General features: G+C 52.7%; 9 protein-coding genes and 1 riboswitch. Of the genes, 5 read left to right on the top strand and 4 right to left on the bottom strand.

Annotated features, from left to right (window positions below; genetic code table 11):
- Positions 1 to 177: 177 nt before the first annotated feature.
- From DFP95_RS03640 to DFP95_RS03630, 3 genes are all read left to right on the top strand, one after another.
- Positions 178 to 879: a MerR family transcriptional regulator gene (locus DFP95_RS03640; RefSeq protein ID WP_115991174.1), complete on the top strand. Its 702-nt coding sequence runs from the start codon at positions 178 to 180 to the stop codon at positions 877 to 879.
- 69 nt (positions 880 to 948) lie between these two features.
- Positions 949 to 2,946: a carboxypeptidase regulatory-like domain-containing protein gene (locus DFP95_RS03635; protein WP_115991173.1), complete on the top strand. Its 1,998-nt coding sequence runs from the start codon at positions 949 to 951 to the stop codon at positions 2,944 to 2,946.
- A complete protein-coding gene (locus tag DFP95_RS03630; RefSeq protein ID WP_115991172.1) occupies positions 2,897 to 6,661 on the top strand; it encodes an MSCRAMM family protein in 3,765 nt (1,254 codons plus the stop codon). Before DFP95_RS03635 ends, DFP95_RS03630 begins: the two co-directional genes overlap by 50 nt.
- A gap of 549 nt (positions 6,662 to 7,210) precedes the next feature.
- Here the strand turns inward: DFP95_RS03630 and atzF are convergent.
- From atzF to DFP95_RS03610, 4 genes are read right to left on the bottom strand one after another with little or no spacing between them, the layout of a single operon-like run.
- Positions 7,211 to 8,977, bottom strand: a complete 1,767-nt coding sequence (atzF, locus tag DFP95_RS03625) for an allophanate hydrolase (RefSeq protein ID WP_115991171.1) — start codon at positions 8,975 to 8,977, stop codon at positions 7,211 to 7,213.
- Positions 8,974 to 12,624 (bottom strand): urea carboxylase, encoded by a 3,651-nt coding sequence (gene uca, locus DFP95_RS03620; RefSeq protein WP_115991170.1) that lies wholly within the window; start codon positions 12,622 to 12,624, stop codon positions 8,974 to 8,976. The genes atzF and uca overlap by 4 nt, the downstream gene beginning before the upstream one ends.
- Before the next feature lie 17 nt (positions 12,625 to 12,641).
- Positions 12,642 to 13,295 carry an urea amidolyase associated protein UAAP2 gene (locus DFP95_RS03615; protein ID WP_115991169.1) on the bottom strand — a complete coding sequence of 218 codons (654 nt, stop codon included), beginning with the start codon at positions 13,293 to 13,295 and terminating at the stop codon, positions 12,642 to 12,644.
- A 31-nt stretch (positions 13,296 to 13,326) separates the two neighbouring features.
- Positions 13,327 to 14,049 (bottom strand): urea amidolyase associated protein UAAP1, encoded by a 723-nt coding sequence (locus DFP95_RS03610; RefSeq protein ID WP_115991168.1) that lies wholly within the window; start codon positions 14,047 to 14,049, stop codon positions 13,327 to 13,329.
- Positions 14,050 to 14,099: 50 nt separating this feature from the next.
- Positions 14,100 to 14,224: riboswitch (guanidine-I (ykkC/yxkD leader) on the bottom strand.
- Between the two features lie 187 nt (positions 14,225 to 14,411).
- Here DFP95_RS03610 and DFP95_RS03605 point away from each other — a divergent pair.
- Together DFP95_RS03605 and pdxR are read left to right on the top strand one after the other, a co-directional pair.
- Entirely contained in the window at positions 14,412 to 15,035 is a 624-nt protein-coding gene (locus DFP95_RS03605) for a hypothetical protein (RefSeq protein WP_115991167.1), read from the top strand.
- Positions 15,036 to 15,063: 28 nt separating this feature from the next.
- Positions 15,064 to 16,506 carry a MocR-like pyridoxine biosynthesis transcription factor PdxR gene (pdxR, locus tag DFP95_RS03600; protein ID WP_115991166.1) on the top strand — a complete coding sequence of 481 codons (1,443 nt, stop codon included), beginning with the start codon at positions 15,064 to 15,066 and terminating at the stop codon, positions 16,504 to 16,506.
- Positions 16,507 to 16,535 lie beyond the last annotated feature (29 nt).

Below are 16,535 nucleotides of genomic sequence, written 5' to 3'. Positions count from 1 at the left end.
TGTTAAGGCCTCCACGACTTGTTGTCGTGACATTATCACACGATCGCCTCGGAATTGCAAAGCTTTCCATGCCATGCTCAAAGGTTTTATGTTATGATCTCTGCACTAACGGATCATTTATCGAATTTATCCGTCTAGGTTGATTAATGTTTTTCATTGTACATACGAGGTGCTCCAATGCGAATTAAACCTATCGATATCGCACGAAAGCTGAAGATAAGCACCAGCGCCTTAAGACACTACGAGAGCTGGGGGATATTGCCTCCGATCGAACGGTCCGCGAACGGTTACCGTATGTATACGGAAGAGCATGTCGCTTATTTCGAATGCATTCGGGCCATGCACCCCGGGTTCGGATTCGCGTTGACCTCGGATGTGTTGCGCAAGCTGATCGTTCAGGACATTAACGCTGCCTTATGGATGGTGAACGAGCGTCAAGCGTCTCTTCATCAGGATAAGATGATTGCCGAGAAAACGATACAATTACTGGAGTCTACGGAATTCATCGAGGATAGGGTTAGCGATATAAAACCTCGAATGACGATCGGTCAAGTATCCCGGGAGACCGGAATTCCGAGCTCGGCGATCAGGCACTGGGATAAAATGGGCATCCTGCAAATTCCGCGCGACCCGGACAACGGGTATAGATTGCTATCCGATTCCCATCTTCGCAAGATTCTGCTCATTCGCACGCTTAAATCGGCGGTCTGGTCTCTTGATGTCATTAGCGAGGTGCTTAGCGAGCTGGACGACAATAACTATGAACAAGCGAGGCGAGTTGCGCGCGATTCCCTGAAATATTTGGACCGGATCGTGCAAAATCAGCTACGGGGCATGCATTCCTTATATCTTCTCTGTAGTAAATTAAAGTTAACATAAAGCTACAAAGGTCACATTCCGCGAGACTGGTCATATACCTACACTAATGCTTGAGAAAGCGGGTGTACGATGACCAAATTTCCTGATGACATTCAGTTTCAACCCCTCCTGCTTAAAGGAACCCCTTATTTCGATCCGCCAGGTGACCAGACTCCTACTAGTACGGATATCGTGGGGGATGAGAAATTCCCGGCGGCTTATTACGCATACGATGGGAGCAATGTGTTCTTTCGTATGCGTTTATTAGAAGACCCTCGCTTCAAGACAGGGTTTCAAAGCTTCTCATGGGGGTATTTGTTCGATACGAACAACGATCCCAATTCTTATGAATGGCTTCTGACTTTAGCAGGCGTCAACAGTAAGCTGCTTATTATCAAGAATGCAACGCAAAAGATCAACACTTGGGCCGATCCCGCGGAAAGCACGCCCGGGCAAGGGATACCCAACTACATTCAACAAGTCGTCAACTATGATACCGCCAGGGCAAGGCTGACCGGAGACGGCTCCTCCTTCGGCGGACAGCCTAATTATTTTCTTGATTATACCGTCCCCGCTTCCATTCTCTTTTCCTTTCTTGAAATTAAAGCGGACTCGCAAATCCGCGTCGTAATCTTCACCGCGACGGATGGGAATAATATCAATAAAGACTCGCTGCAAAATCAAGGATTTCAATTCAAAGACGCTTTTTCGGATCCGATAACGTTCTCTACCGGAAATGTAAGGGCCTTGCTTACTCTATCCAACACGCTCATAGGTGGACCGAAATCCGTCGTAACCGGTCAAGTCGGTCTATGGACCGAAACGGTCACCATTACGAATACGGGGAAAAGCACGGCTACCACGGTATTCGTCAGCAGTTCATTCGGTCTTAACCTAATCACTTTCCTCACTTCCGAGAAACCTTCCATCGGAAACGTTTCAGTGGACTTGTTTCGGAATACCATCAGTTGGAACGTAGGGAATCTAACGTCGGGGCAAAGCGCGACGTTAACATTTAGCGTGACTGGACAATTCACTTCGCAGACGGGGGGCTCCGCCATTCTGAACACTGCCGTGGCTACGGGGTTCGATGCCTTTACGGGAGGTAACTTAGCTTCCGCCCAAGCGATTATTACCGTAAATGCTACGGATTCGGGAGGCGTCAGCGGTAGGATTATCGACGGAGCGACGGGTCTCCCCATATCCGGGGCAAGTATCGAGCTTCTGGATTCCGCCAACCTCGTTACCGCGATGGCAACCTCGGATCTAGGCGGAGGTTATGGAATAAGCTCCATTAATCCGGGAACCTACACTTTATCTGCCGCGGCCGCGAACTATTCGAGCGCATCTTCTCCGATTGTTATAGCCTCCGAACAGATTGTCACCTCCAACCTTATTCTTAAGCCAGTACCCTCCGTCATACAAGGTACGATTACGGACACGTCGGGCAATCCGATTGCGGGAGCCGCCATACGGATAAAAGATCCTTACGAGGCCGTAGTCGCCGAAGCTCTCTCCTCCGCTTCAGGCTTCTATCTGTTCCCTGCGATAACGCCGGGCAGTTATATGGAAACGGTTAGCGCAAATCTGTATCAATCTCAGATTACTGCCGTCACCGCTGTATCGGGTCTGACTAACACGATTAACTTTCAATTGAAGGGCAATCCGTCCACGGTTACGGGAACGGTAAGGACGGGATCAAATGCAGTCGTGCCTGGAGCAACCGTAGAGGTAATCAGCGGAGTTGCCAATATCGTCGCAACAACTACCGCGAATAACGTTGGTTTATATACGATTAACAGCATTGCCCCCGGTACGTATGGACTCCGTGTCGGCGCTCCGGGATTCGGCACGATAATTGTTGCGTTCACGGTTCTGCCCGGTGAGACCATTTCCGTTAACCCTTCCCTAGTGCCGAATCAAGGAAGCGTTATAGGTACGGTAACGGATGAGACATCCGGTATACCTCTGGCTGGCACAAGCATACGCATCGTGAATAGCGCAGGTGTTACATTAGTCGCTGCTTTAACGGATACGAATGGCCAACTATTCTCTTCAATCCCTACCGCCCGACCAGTACAATATTAACTTCGTTAGCGGGGGCTATTCTAGTCGAACCTTGGGCTTAACCATTCGAAGCGATATTCAATCCGTCCTTCAAGTCGCTTTGAGCAAGCTTGCCGGTACGGTAAGCGGGACTTTATTCACGCAGGCTGGAATTGCCATTGCCGGCGGCACTGTTCGCATTTATACGGACAGCACGATTGTCGGCTTCATTACGACCGATCAGAACGGCTTCTTCACCTTTCCCTCCATTTCCCCAGGCACCTACTCGGCAATAGGAACAGCCTTAGGATTTCAGAACAAACTGCTGGGAGCCATCGTGAATCCGGGATTAACCACCGCGGTGGATTTCCGGCTAGTCCCCAATCCCGGAAGACTTACGGGCACGGTAACAAGCACCTCTAACCAACCCATACCCGGCGCCGTAATTACGGTACGCGCGGATAATGCGCAAGGACCAGTCGTGTTTAAGGCGATTGCGGATAGCGACGGACGTTATCTAGTCCCGAATGTAGCAGCTCCCGGTAATTATACTTTTGTCGCCGCGGCTCCCGGCTTTCAGAGCAACTTCTGCGGGACGTCCATCGAATCGGATATAACCAAGAACTGCGACATTATATTGGAACCTAATCCAGGGACCGTTACAGGGTTAATAACGAATGCTCAGAGCGGGGAAGCCCTTACGGCGGAAGCGATCGAAGTGCGAATACTGAACTTATTCGGCGTTATCGTAGGAAGCGTGTTCACCGATCAGAGCGGCCGTTATCTTACGCCGGGTCTCGCACCTGGATCTTACGGAATTGTCGTTACCAATTCCGGATTCCAGACGGGCATCGCCAGCGCCATCGTCAAATCGGATGAACCGTTGTCTGTGGATATCGCTCTATTGCCTGAACCGGGCTCTCTAAACGGATTTATTGCCGACGCCATAACAGCCCTTCCCATTCCCGGAGCCAATGTTCAGGTTCTTGCCGAAGATGGTACGCTTATCGGCCGTTCAATTACCGATCTGCAAGGCGGTTTCTTGGTTACCGGTCTTCCTCCGGGTAATTACACCGTAGTTGCTGCCGCTAGTCTGTATCGGACGGGATTAAACGGCGCCGTTGTTCTATCGAATATTTCGACGACCGTGCCTCTTGCGTTAACGGCAAACCCCGGCTCCATTAGAGGAAATATCGAGCCTTCCGTATTCGGTATCGTGATTCAACTCTATAACGCCAATCACACTTTTATCGCCACAGTCGCCTCCAACCCGCAAGAAGGTTTCTTATTCCCCAACCTTGCCCCGGGCAACTATAGCTTATCTGCAATAGCACCCGGTTTCGCGGAAGGAAGGACGGGGGTTCGAGTTACGGCGGAGAAGGAAACTTCGGCTTTCATTACAATGTTGCCTAACCCCGCCACGATAACAGGAACTATAACAGGCGAAGACACGGAACCTATTGTTAATGCCACAGTTAGAGTTACCGATATTAACGACAGCCTGCTAGGTATAGGTAGTACTAACGCTTTCGGCAACTACAGTATCGGGAATCTTCGACCGGGAAATCAAGCCGTTATGGTTTCGGCTCCAAGATTCGGCAATATAAATGGAGGCATTACTCTTGCTCCTGGCGGAACAGTCACCGGGGTAAACTTTGCCTTGACGCCTAACCCTGGTTCAATTACGGGTCAGATAATGAACCTTTCGACCGGGGAAGTGATATCCGGCGCATCCGTTGTCCTTCGCGCATCGGACGTGACCGGTCTTCAGGTCAAGAACACGACGTCCTCTCCTTTTGGAAATTTCGTCTTGTCCGATTTAGCCCCTGGACCCTATGTGCTCCTTGCTGCTGCTGAAGGCTTTGCCTCTCATCAGATCGGCGTTGTTGTCCTGAGCGAACAGAGCGTGCGCGCCGACGTCTCGCTAGACCTTACCTTGGGCAACGTCAACGGTACGGTAACAACGGATACTTTCGCGCCTATCTCCGTTAATGTGCAGATTAAGGTTCTCACACGCGCAGGTTTAATTATAACGACATTAATAGCGAATCAAGACGGAACCTTTACTCTTGACAATCTGCTTCCCGGAAACTATATTCTCAGCGCTTCAGCGGATGGATTTATAACTACGGTCACATCCGTACAGGTAATCGGCGGACAAAATGCGCAAGCGGTTATCCGTCTTCCCGCTTCTCCCGCATCCATAAACGGAAGAGTTCTTAATACCGTAACTAGGATAGGTTTACAAGGAAGCCTCGTCACGGTTAAGAACACGGTTGGAATCATCTTAGGTAGAGGCTTCTCTGACTCATCCGGCTTCTTCGCCATCGAAGGATTACCTTCGGGAAGTTTATATCTGACTGCATTGTCGGATAAGTTCGGAGCTTCTTCTATCGGCGTATTGATGACCGCCGGCAATACAACCACTACAGAACTCGAGTTAACGCCAAATCCGGGATTCATCTCCGGGTTTGTAACAAGCTTCCCCGACGGTTCCCCGATCTCGGGAGCCGCCATACAAATCATTAACGAGTCTAAGGGCATCGTAACGACGGTCCTTTCCAATAACCAAGGATTTTATTTATCGCCTGGGTTAACGCCAGGCAATTATACGACCGTCGCGCAAGCGAATGATTTCAGTTCCGAGCGCGGAGGCTTCTTAATTCTCTCCGATCAAACCGTATCCACCAGCTTCACACTCACATCTTTACCTGCGCAAATAAGCGGTACGGTATCGCAATTGGAGTCTAATCTCCCCCTGATCGGTGCCACTATCGAACTGAGGGAAGCCAATACGTTCGGAGATCCGTTGATTAGGGCGATTACCGGAGCAAACGGCAGCTATGTACTGGATGGAATACCGCTGGGCAATTACACCCTAACCGGGCAATTGACCGGCTATCAGAGCATGATTACATCCACCGCCGTTACCCAAGCAGGGCAACGACAAGCCATTAATTTTGAATTGCAACTGAACCCCGCGAGCATTGTTATTATTCCCACCGACTCCACCGGCAGACCTGTATCGGGAGCAACCGTAAGGGTAGTAGATACGACCAGCGTTACGGTACAGGAAGGTCAATCGGACGCGCGCGGGGTTTTCCTGGCAACCGGTCTCTCTCAAGAGGAATATACCGTGGTATCAACCGCTTCGGTTCTCGCGAACGGCGATGAAGAACTTTTTCTTACCAATAGCGTACAAAAACAGATAACTGTCGTTCTGCCTTCCAATCCCGGTCAAGTAACGGGTCAAGTACTGGAAGAGCAGAGCATTCGTCCCATCGCGGGAGCGATCGTTCAAGTACTCAGCTTAAATTTAATTCCTATCTTCGTATCGGCAAGCGATGGAACGGGCAACTATACAATAAAAGGCTTGGATGGCGGTTCATTCATAGTAGCCGTATCAGCCCGAAGCTTCGGTTCGGATTCAAGGGCGTTTAATATAACTACCGGCGGAACCGCGGAAGTTAATCTAAGTCTAAGCCCCGTTCCGGGTAACTTAGCCGGGACGGTCCGCGATGAGCGTCTCGTGCCGATATATCGCGTGCTTGTTCAGGTATTTAACGCATCCGATCTCTTACTCCGCCAAGTCATTACTAACTTTACCGGACAATATGGCGTTTCGGGTTTAGATCCCGGCAACTATCGCGTGCAGTTCGCCTATCCCGGCAAACAGACACAGCAAAGGACTCCGCTTATCGTCAGCTTCGAGACTACGATTTTAGACGTAATCATGCCGGATGAGCAGGAAGAGTAGTTCGAAGAACACAAAGAAAAGCCGGATCCTATAATGAGAATCCGGCTTTCGCTTGGACGCTTGTGCTTCATCCGTAAGCGTTCAACTATTTCAAACAACAAGGAACAATTGGTCAACGAGGGATTTAAGGATGCTCGCAGTAACTACTTAGGTGCCCGCTTGGCTTGTCCAGTACGATGGTAATCATCGTTATTCACGCCGATGAGCCATATTGGAATCAAAGTAGGATGAAGAACATCGCTATTGATCGAATATTCGGAAGGGATACCATAAATTTAGAACAATAGCGATATTAAACATCCTTATGCAGCTTATATTTTGATCAGGCATTGAAATTACATTGATTTACATCTCTATTGGATATATACCCAAGAGAGCTTCCTTTTACTGACCTGAGTAGTAACATGCTCGCATGCTTATGGGACAGTACCTGTGGAAGGCGATTCAACTTTAACAAGCTCCGCGACAAAAAAGCCCAAGAGATCCGGCAGCGGATTTCTCGGGCTTTTTTGTTCGGTTCAAGTTACAATAGCTGCTTATCGTCATTCATCAACCGTTCGCTATATAGCTTCGCCAGCCGCCGGCGGAAGTGATATCCTCCGCGTCGGTTGCGGCGTAAGCTTCGCATACGAAGCCAGGCACTTCGGAGCCATCGTCGAGCTCGACTTTCCCGATTCCAAGAGGCGCCGGAATCGCCGCCGCGAATCCCCCGAACGCTGACAGCGGCATCTTCCATACTTCAAGCCGGATCGACGCGCCGCCTTCCGAAAGCTTGATCATTCCCGGCTTGGCCGGCTCCGTCGGCAATTTCACCATTCGGTATTTAGCAGCCGAGTCCGTCTCGCGAACGAAAGTCGCGCCGCACGCGTTCATTTGTTTTTCCAGCGGAAGCCCTCTCATGTGCAGGCCGCACACGGCGACCAGCGTCGTATCCGCTTCCGAGTCCGTCGGTGTCGGCACGATTTCTCCGGCGAACAGTCTCTCCGCTCCTACAATAAGATCCTCCCGATCGGCAAGCGCGAACAAAGTAATTCCGAAAGGCAATTCGGGAGCCGCATCATCTGAGGGTATCGCGATCGCGCACAGATCCAGCAGATTGCAGTGGTTCGTATACTTGCCCATATCGCGATTGGTGACGATCGGATCCTCTCTAACCTGCTCTCTTGTCCAAGTTCCTCCGCACGTTGGCAGCACTAGCACCGTATCCATAAGCAATCCGCGGGTTTCCGCCTTATAGGCTTGAAGCTTATGCATCGCGCGAAATACGGAAGCGGCTTGATATTTATCGCTTGCCCCGCCTCTGAGGATTGTTTCCGTCACGGGAAACGTAATTCCGGGATTAGCCTCGACGAAATCGCCCAATGCAGCCCAACGCTCCGCTACCCACGGACCTTCGTACAGGATCGAAGCCGCTTGCTCGTAAATATCCATATCCACGTATTCGACCGGAAGCCCCAAGCCCTCCGCTCGCTTGACAGCGGACAGCCATGCGGAGCGATATTGTTCGGCATATGGGCCGTAAAATTCAAGCTCTCCGCGAGGCAGCGCCAGCTTGGAAGGGATATGGCCGATCGGCGGCTCGTAATCGCGAGACCACGGATCCGTAGGTTCAACCCCTCTGACCGCTTTGTCTACGATAAGCGCGTCTCCGGCGTTATGCGCGAAGACGGTTACGCAATCCAAGCTCGCGCATGCGGGCACGACGCCTTTGGTCGGCCACGCTCCAAGGCTCGGTTTGAATCCGACGAGTCCGTTCAGGGCGGCGGGCACGCGCCCCGAGCCTGCCGTATCCGTGCCTAGCGAGAAAACGGCTTGGCCGCGAGCGACCGCGACCGCCGAGCCCGCGCTAGAGCCACCGCTGATCAGTTCCCCGTTCAGAGCGTTATGCGTTTCCCCGTAAGGACTTCGGGTCCCGACCAATCCGGTAGCGAATTGGTCCAGGTTAGTCTTGCCCATCGGAATTGCTCCCGCGGCGATTAATCTGCCCACGACGACCGAATGCTCCTCGGGCGTATACGCGAATTCCGCGCAAGCTGCCGTCGTCGGAACGCCAGCCAAATCGATGTTGTCTTTAATCGCGAACGGTACCCCCCATAACGGCGCATCGTTAGGATCAAGATCCGCAAGCCTATCCAAGTACGGTTGAATGCAATCCCGCGAAGGCGCGGTTATCCAAATATTCATGTCGGCATCCTCGACGGAACGGACAATCAGTTGATCTACGACTTCCTCCGGCGTTATTTTACCCGTTGCGTACTTTTCCTTCAGCCATTCCACAGTCAACTGCTTCGGAATGAAATTCCCGGCCGCCGTCATAGGCTCACTTCCTCTCTGACGCTCGTCTTCATGATGCTTACGAGCAATTGTCCGGCATGTACGCCATCTCCGGGATTGACATAAGCGGAATGTACGTAACCATCGCAAGGGGCTTGCAGAGAAAACTCCATCTTCATGCTCTCGACGATGATCAAGGTATCCCCTTTTTTGACCTCTTGACCGCCGTTCACGTTGACCTTCCACACGCTGCCCGGAACCGAGCATCTTACCGCTAAGGCGCCTTCCGGAATATCCTCTTCGACCTTGTCCGCGGCCGTTTCCTGTTCCGACACGTACTCCGAGAGCCCAAGCTCCTTCCAGCTTTCCCTTTCACCCTTGAAAGCCGCTTGCTGGGTATTCTTGAACGTTTGCGCGCTGTCTTCGATCTCCTTCAAGAAGGCCAAGTACTCGCCTAAGTCGAATGACGTCTCCGTAATGTCCGCTTCGTAACGCCCGCGAAGGAAATCTTCGCGAAGAACGAGCAGTTCGTCCGCCGTAACCGGATAAAACCGAATTTGGTCGAAGAAGCGCAGCAGCCATGGCTTGCCGGGTTGGAAGCTTTCCGTCGAGCGCAAGCGATTCCACATCTGAATCGTGCGGCCTACGAACTGATACCCGCCCGGCCCTTCCATTCCGTATACGCACATGTATGCTCCGCCGATCCCGACGGCGTTCTCCGGCGTCCAAGTCCGCGCGGGGTTGTATTTCGTCGTCACGAGCCGGTGCCTCGGATCTACTGGCGTAGCAACGGGAGCTCCCAAATAAACGTCGCCAAGCCCAAGCACGAGATAGTTCGCGTTATATACGATTTCCCTGACTTCCTCCATGCTTCCAAGCCCGTTCATCCGGCGAATGAATTCCAAATTGCTAGGACACCAAGGGGCGTCCGGGCGAACGTTCTGCTGATATCGGTCGATCGCGAGCTGGGTTGCCGGATCGTCCCATGACAGCGGGAGCCTTACGATCCGGGAAGGAACGCGTATCGATTCAAGCGGAGGCAGTTGGCGGTCTATGTTCAATACGAGCTTGCTCGCTTCTACAACGGTCATTCGCGAGGGATCGATATGAATTTGCAGCGACCGGATACCCGGCGTCAAATCCAATACCGGGATATCGGTGTTTTCCTCGACGGCTTGCATCAAGGCATGAACCTGGAAACGCAGCAGCAGGTCCAACTCCATGCTTCCATACTCCACGAGCAGGTTCTGATCCCCGCTGCAGCGAATCGATATCGGGAACCTTCTTCCCTCCGTTTCCCGTACGAGTATCGGATAGGCGGGAGACCACGTTCGTTCCGCCGAAAGTCGATCTCCCGCGGCCGTCTCGCCCAGTTCCTCTTCCGCACCGTTGCCGATGGCCAGAAGGGCTTGCTCCTGCAAGTCGCGCAGCGTTTGCGCGTCTTCAAGGGTCATCAATCGGAATCGGACTTTATCTCCGGGATGCAGCTGTCCGATTTTCCAGAATTCCGCCGAAGCCGTCGTCACCGGGCATACGAAGCCCCCTAAGCTTGGACCGTCGGGACCGAGCAGGATCGGCATGTCCCCGGTTAAATCCAGCGTTCCGATCGCGTACGCGTTATCGTGAATATTCGAAGGATGAAGCCCGGCTTCTCCCCCGTCTTCCCGGCTCCATAGAGGTGCGGGTCCGATCAATCTAACTCCCGTTCTGGAGCTGTTGAAATGCACTTCCCAAACCGTCTCCGTTAATTGATTCAAGTATTCGGGACTGAGAAACTCCTCCGTGCAGTGAGGACCGGGAATAACTCCGATCGTCCAACCCTCCGATGTGACGGGACGGTAAGCCGGGGCAAGCTCCCTTAGCTCCGATGGCTTTCCGCCGCCGCCGACAACGCGCAATACGTCCCCGGTTCTTAACGCGCGGCCTCCATGGCCTCCGAATCCGCCCAACGTGAAGGTCGAAGAACTGCCCAGGATGCGGGGCATATCGAATCCGCCTTGCACGAGCACGTAAGCGCGCATTCCCCGTTCGGCTTCGCCGAAGCTTAACACTTGCCCTCGCTTCGCATGAATCGGCTTGTAGAGCGGAATCGGAGCTTCGTCCAACTCCGCCTTCATATCCGCGCCAGTCAGGCAGAACCATAGACTTTGCCTGAAGCGGTAAGAACCTCCTCGGAGCGTTAATTCCAACCCTGGAGCCGAATCCTCGTTGCCAAGCAGCTTATTGCCGATACGGAAGGAGTAGGGATCCATAGGACCGCACGGCGGAACGCCGACGTCCCAATAGCCGGTTCTCCCCGGCCAATCCTGCACGGTCGTCTGCACTCCGCCGTCCAGCACTTCGATCGCGGATTCCGCCGGATCGAAAGCATTCAGCATCTGGGTGAATACTTGCCCTTCTTTGAATATGTTTTCTTCCAATAAAGCTTGAATATATTGCAGATTGGTCGTTAATCCGTACAGACGCGTTTCCTCGAGCGCCCGCGTCAGCTTGTCGATCGCATCCGCCCGATCCGTTCCGTGAACGATAATCTTGGCAAGCATCGGGTCGTACAAGGTCGTTACGTTAATACCGTCGCGAACCCAAGTCTCGATCCTCGCTTGATCCGAGAATTCGGCTTTATCCAGTTGGCCAGCGCTCGGGCGGAATTGATGGAAGCAATCCTCGGCATATATTCTCGCTTGAAGGCTATGTCCTTGAGCTACCGGCACAAGCGCTGCTAAATCCCGCAGATCATCGGCCGCTTCCCGGACCATCCATTCGACCAAATCGATGCCGAGCACTTCTTCCGTTACTCCATGCTCGACCTGTAATCTGGTATTCACTTCCAGGAAGTAAAATTCGAACGTTACCGGATCGTACAGAAACTCGACGGTTCCCGCGCTTCGATAGCCGACCTCTTCCGCCAGCCGCTTGGCGGATGCCAGCATGCTCGCACGCACATCGGACGGAAAATTCGGAGCAGGACTTTCCTCGATAACCTTCTGATTACGGCGCTGAACGGAACAATCCCGTTCCCCGAGCGCGACGACTTCGCCGAACCGGTTGCCGAAGATTTGAACCTCTACGTGCCGCGCGCGCGCGATATATTTCTCCAAGAACACGCCGCCGTTCTTAAAGTTCGTCTCCGCCAAGTGACCGACCGCTTCGAACGCCGATCGCAGGACGCCTTCGTCAGGGCATACCCGCATGCCGATACCGCCTCCGCCAGCCGTGCTCTTCAGGATCACCGGGTATCCGATTCGCTCGGCTTCGATGACCGCGACTTCCAGTCTATCGATCAGAGCCGTCCCCGGAAGCATAGGCACTCCGGCCTTCTCGGCGATCTCGCGCGCGGAATGCTTCAGCCCGAACAACTCCATCTGGCCGGCGGTCGGGCCGATGAACCGGATGCCGCTCGACTCGCAAGCTCGCGCGAAATCCGCATTTTCGCTCAAGAAGCCGTAACCGGGATGAATCGCCTGCGCTCCGGTTTCTCTAGCTAATTTCAAGATTAGCTCCGTATTTAAGTAACTGTCCTTGGCAGACCCATCCCCGATCAGCAAGGCTTCGTCCGCCTGATCCACGTGAAGGCTGTCTTGATCGGCTTTCGTATAGACGGCGACCGATTTCACGCCTAGCTTCCGAAGAGTACGTTCGATTCGAACGGCGATCGAGCCGCGATTGGCGATTAATATTTTATCGAACATGGCGACCTCTCCTTCCGTTATCGATCCCACACGAGCACCTGAATCGGCGTCGGGTTATAGGCATTGCAGGGATTGTTCAATTGAGGACAATTGCTGATAAGAGCCGTCGTATGCCTTTTGGATTGCAGCTCCACGTAACAGCCAGGCGCGGATACGCCATCGGCGAAAGTTAATCCGCCCTCCGGAGTTACCGGAACGTTCATGAAGAAGTTAATGTTCGGCGCAAGGTCCCGCTTCGTGTAATTCCCTTTCCCGTGCTTGGCTAACTGGAGCATGAACGTGTCGCGGCAATTGTGCATCGAAAGCTTCTCGTGCGCATATCGAACCGTATTGCTTTGAGCGGAGCAAGATCCTCCGATCGTGTCATGGCGTCCGCAAGTGTCGGCGACGATCGTCAGGAGCTCGTTGCCGGACTCCGCTCGAAGGATGGATCCCGTCGATAAGTAAATGTTGCTTTGACCGGTAATCGTTTGAACCGCGCTATAGTGATCCTCCGGGTTAACGGTATCGTAGAACAAAGTGTCCGCCGCTTGATTGCCTTCCAAGTCCACGATTCTTAGCACTTGACCGGGCTTAAGCTCATGCATCCATCCGTCGCCGGCAAGGATCGTCTCGTTATATACGGCATCCTCCGCGGCGCGGTGGCTTTCGACTCGATTGAATACGGCCATTATGATTCCTCCTTGAATATTCGTTGTAGGACTATATTGAAAGCAACGTATGATAGCTCCAGGTATTCTCGAATGCGCGGCGATTTTCCGGCCTATGGTTGACGCAGACATCGGACGAAGCATCAACCGGAGCTGCGGCGTTAATCTCCACCGTCACGGGGACGGAAGGATAGGCTACGCTCGGGTCTAACGGGTTAGGCGTATTGGACAATATAAGCAAGACGTCCATTTCGGTACGCAAGGTGACGGAAGCTCCCTTCGGGCAATGACCTACGACGAAGCGCATCGTCCCCTGATCGTCGCAGTACACTTTCGAGAACAAATTAACGACCGGTCCAAGATCGCGAACGCCTAATCCGTTTCTGACCAACTCAACGGCAAGGTTCTCTTCTCCGCTGCGAAGCCATTCGTTCCGCAAATTCTGATAGGTCGTCTCTCCGTATTTCAAGTCCGTCGCCTTGCGCGAGGCGTAACCGCTTATCGTGTCGTGCCACCCCAACCGATCCTCCACGAAGCTCGCCATGGCGAGTCCGTTGTCGCTCATCAGAACGTTTCCGTTCGTCAGATGCGAGGTATATTGGGCTTTCAACGTGTCAGGCATGTTATACCGTTCCGTTAAATCGCGAGAATTGAAGAGCAGCATCGATACGTTCGCCCCGCTTTCCATCGCCGTAAACCGAATCGTCTTCCCTTTGCTCACCGTTCCCGCCCATTTGCCTCCAGCCGACAAGACCGTGCTCCAAACTTTGTTCATCGAATGACCCCCGTTGAGTAAAATGGATATAACGAAAAGCCCGGGAGAACATCTCCCAGGCTTTTATCCTTCCGTGTATATACGTTTGCCGTCCGGATTACCGGTGCCGCTCGCGTATCCCCGTCTCTTGGACCAGACTTGACGCGAAGTCAACGGAACCCTAGACAGAATTTTGTTCCCATCTCATGTTAGGGAACCTATATTCAATTGAATGTTTTAATCAATAATCGGCTTACCTGAACTTAATTATATCTTCCGGAGACAGAAAGTCAATAACAATGTTAGATTTGTTCACATCAATGTTGAGGACTGCTTGGCAAGTTGTGCCTATGCTATAATCAATGGGATGGGAGGCGATTTACATGGCTACAAGCTCGACCGACACGCAAGCGCGATCCGCGGGCGACAAAATCGCCTATGCGATCTCGTTTCTATTCAACCCTTTATTAATCGCCGTACCTCTTTACTTAATCGTTGCGCTACATACCGCTGCAAACCTAAGCGAAGGCTTAGCATGGTGGCTCGTCATTAGCTTGGGAGTGTCTCTAGCCCCAATCTTGTTCATTCGGCGCGGCGTCGCGAAAGGGAAATTCACGGATCATGACGTTAGCCGAAGAGAGCAAAGACTGCTCCCCTTCCTCTTTACCCTGGCATGCTTAGCCATCGCGCTCGTCGTGCTGCTTGCCCTGGACGTTTCGATCGAATTACTGGCTACGTTTACCGGAATGCTGGCCACGATCGTAGTCGCTCTCCTCATTACCCAATGGGCAAGCTGGAAAATCAGTCTGCATCTCATCGGCGTTACCGGCGCAGTACTGACCTTAGGCTTATTGATCTCTTCGACACTCTATCTATTAACTCCGCTCGTTGTCGTCGTCGGCTGGGCAAGATGGCGATTAAAGGCTCACACGGCGATGCAAGCCGTCGCCGGAGCAGCCGTCGCTACCGGGGTTACGTTAATTTCATTTCGGTTATTCGGTCTATAAACTAAAACCCGGGAGGCGCCGCATCTCTATGGATTGGAAACCGGACAAATCGCTGCAAATCCCGGTATACAGACAGATTGCCGACTATTTCGAAACCCGGATCGGGAACGGCGAGTATCCCTCCGGCAGCTCCTTGCCGTCCGAGCGCGGATTAGCAGCTCTGCTCGACGTTAACCGGAGCACGATCGTCTCCGCTTACGAGCAACTGAACGCCCTTGGGTTGGTCAAGAGAATCAAGGGCTTCGGCACGGTAGTCACCTCAAGCGCTCCGGATGGAAGCGAAGCGAAACGAATTCCGAATTGGGAGCAATACGCCAAGGGCGGATTCCTGCAGCTCAACGACCCGATCACGCGTCGCATCCATAAGATCGTCGGTTCGGACAAACCCTACATCAATTTCGCGCTAGGCGAACTAAGCGCCGATCTATTTCCGACCGCGCTCATGCAAGAAGCCCATAGCCGGTTGGAACTGAGTCAGTACCTTGGCTACGAGCATATTCAAGGCAATCCGATATTGCGCGAGAGCATCGCGAATCATCTGGATACCCACCGGAGCATTTCTTCCTCGCCATCGTCTATTTTGGTGACTTCCGGCGCGCAGCAAGCGATCCACCTGATCATCCAGTGTCTATTGAAGGCGGGGGACGGAGTAGCAATCGAGGATCCTTCCTACTCGTATTCCTTGCCTATTTTCCATTCGGCAGGTTTAAAGACGTTTCTATTGCCCGTCGAGAACGAAGGGATCGATCCCGAGCAAATTATCCCGCTATACAAAAAACACAGAATCAAAATGGTATTCGTAAATCCGATCTTCCATAACCCCACCGGGACGACGCTATCTTATGAACGAAGAAAACGATTGCTCGAGATTTCCGCGAATTACGGAATCGCCATCGTAGAGGATGATCCCTATAGTCTGACAAGCTTTGACCAGCAACCGGTCGCCACGCTCAAATCCATGGATCAGAACGGCTCGGTGCTCTACTTGAGCTCCCTGTCCAAGATCGTCTCTTCCGGATTGAGAATCGGCTGGATCGCCGGACCTCAATCCGTCATCCAACGATTGACGGACGCGAAGCAGCAGATGGATTTCGGGCACTCCAATATTCCGCAATGGATCGCGGCGCGATTACTTGCATCGCCGGAACTGGACGACCATCTTATGCGTCTTAGAGTCGGACTGAGCCATAAATTAGCCTTGACGGCGAACGCGCTTCGAAGCGAGTTAGGCTCCGAAGCGCGTTTCTTGACCCCGCAAGGAGGCATACATATATGGTGCGAATTAGCCGGAACGTTCGATGAGCAACGTCTGTTTAATGCGGCCATCGACAATGGAGTCGTCTTTACGCCAGGCAGTACATTAGGAACGTCCAAGAGTCATGTCCGGTTAACTTTCAGCAAGGTGGAGGACGATCTGATCGCGCCGGGCATCCGAAAATTCGCGGAGGCTTACCGGATGACATGTCGGTAACAGATAACCTTGTCCGCGTCCCGGTAGTC

It is taken from the genome of Cohnella lupini (assembly GCF_003386205.1).
Lineage (GTDB): Bacteria > Bacillota > Bacilli > Paenibacillales > Paenibacillaceae > Cohnella > Cohnella lupini.
The sequence above is the reverse complement of the archived record's forward strand: the minus strand, read 5'-3'. Positions and strand labels throughout refer to the sequence as shown.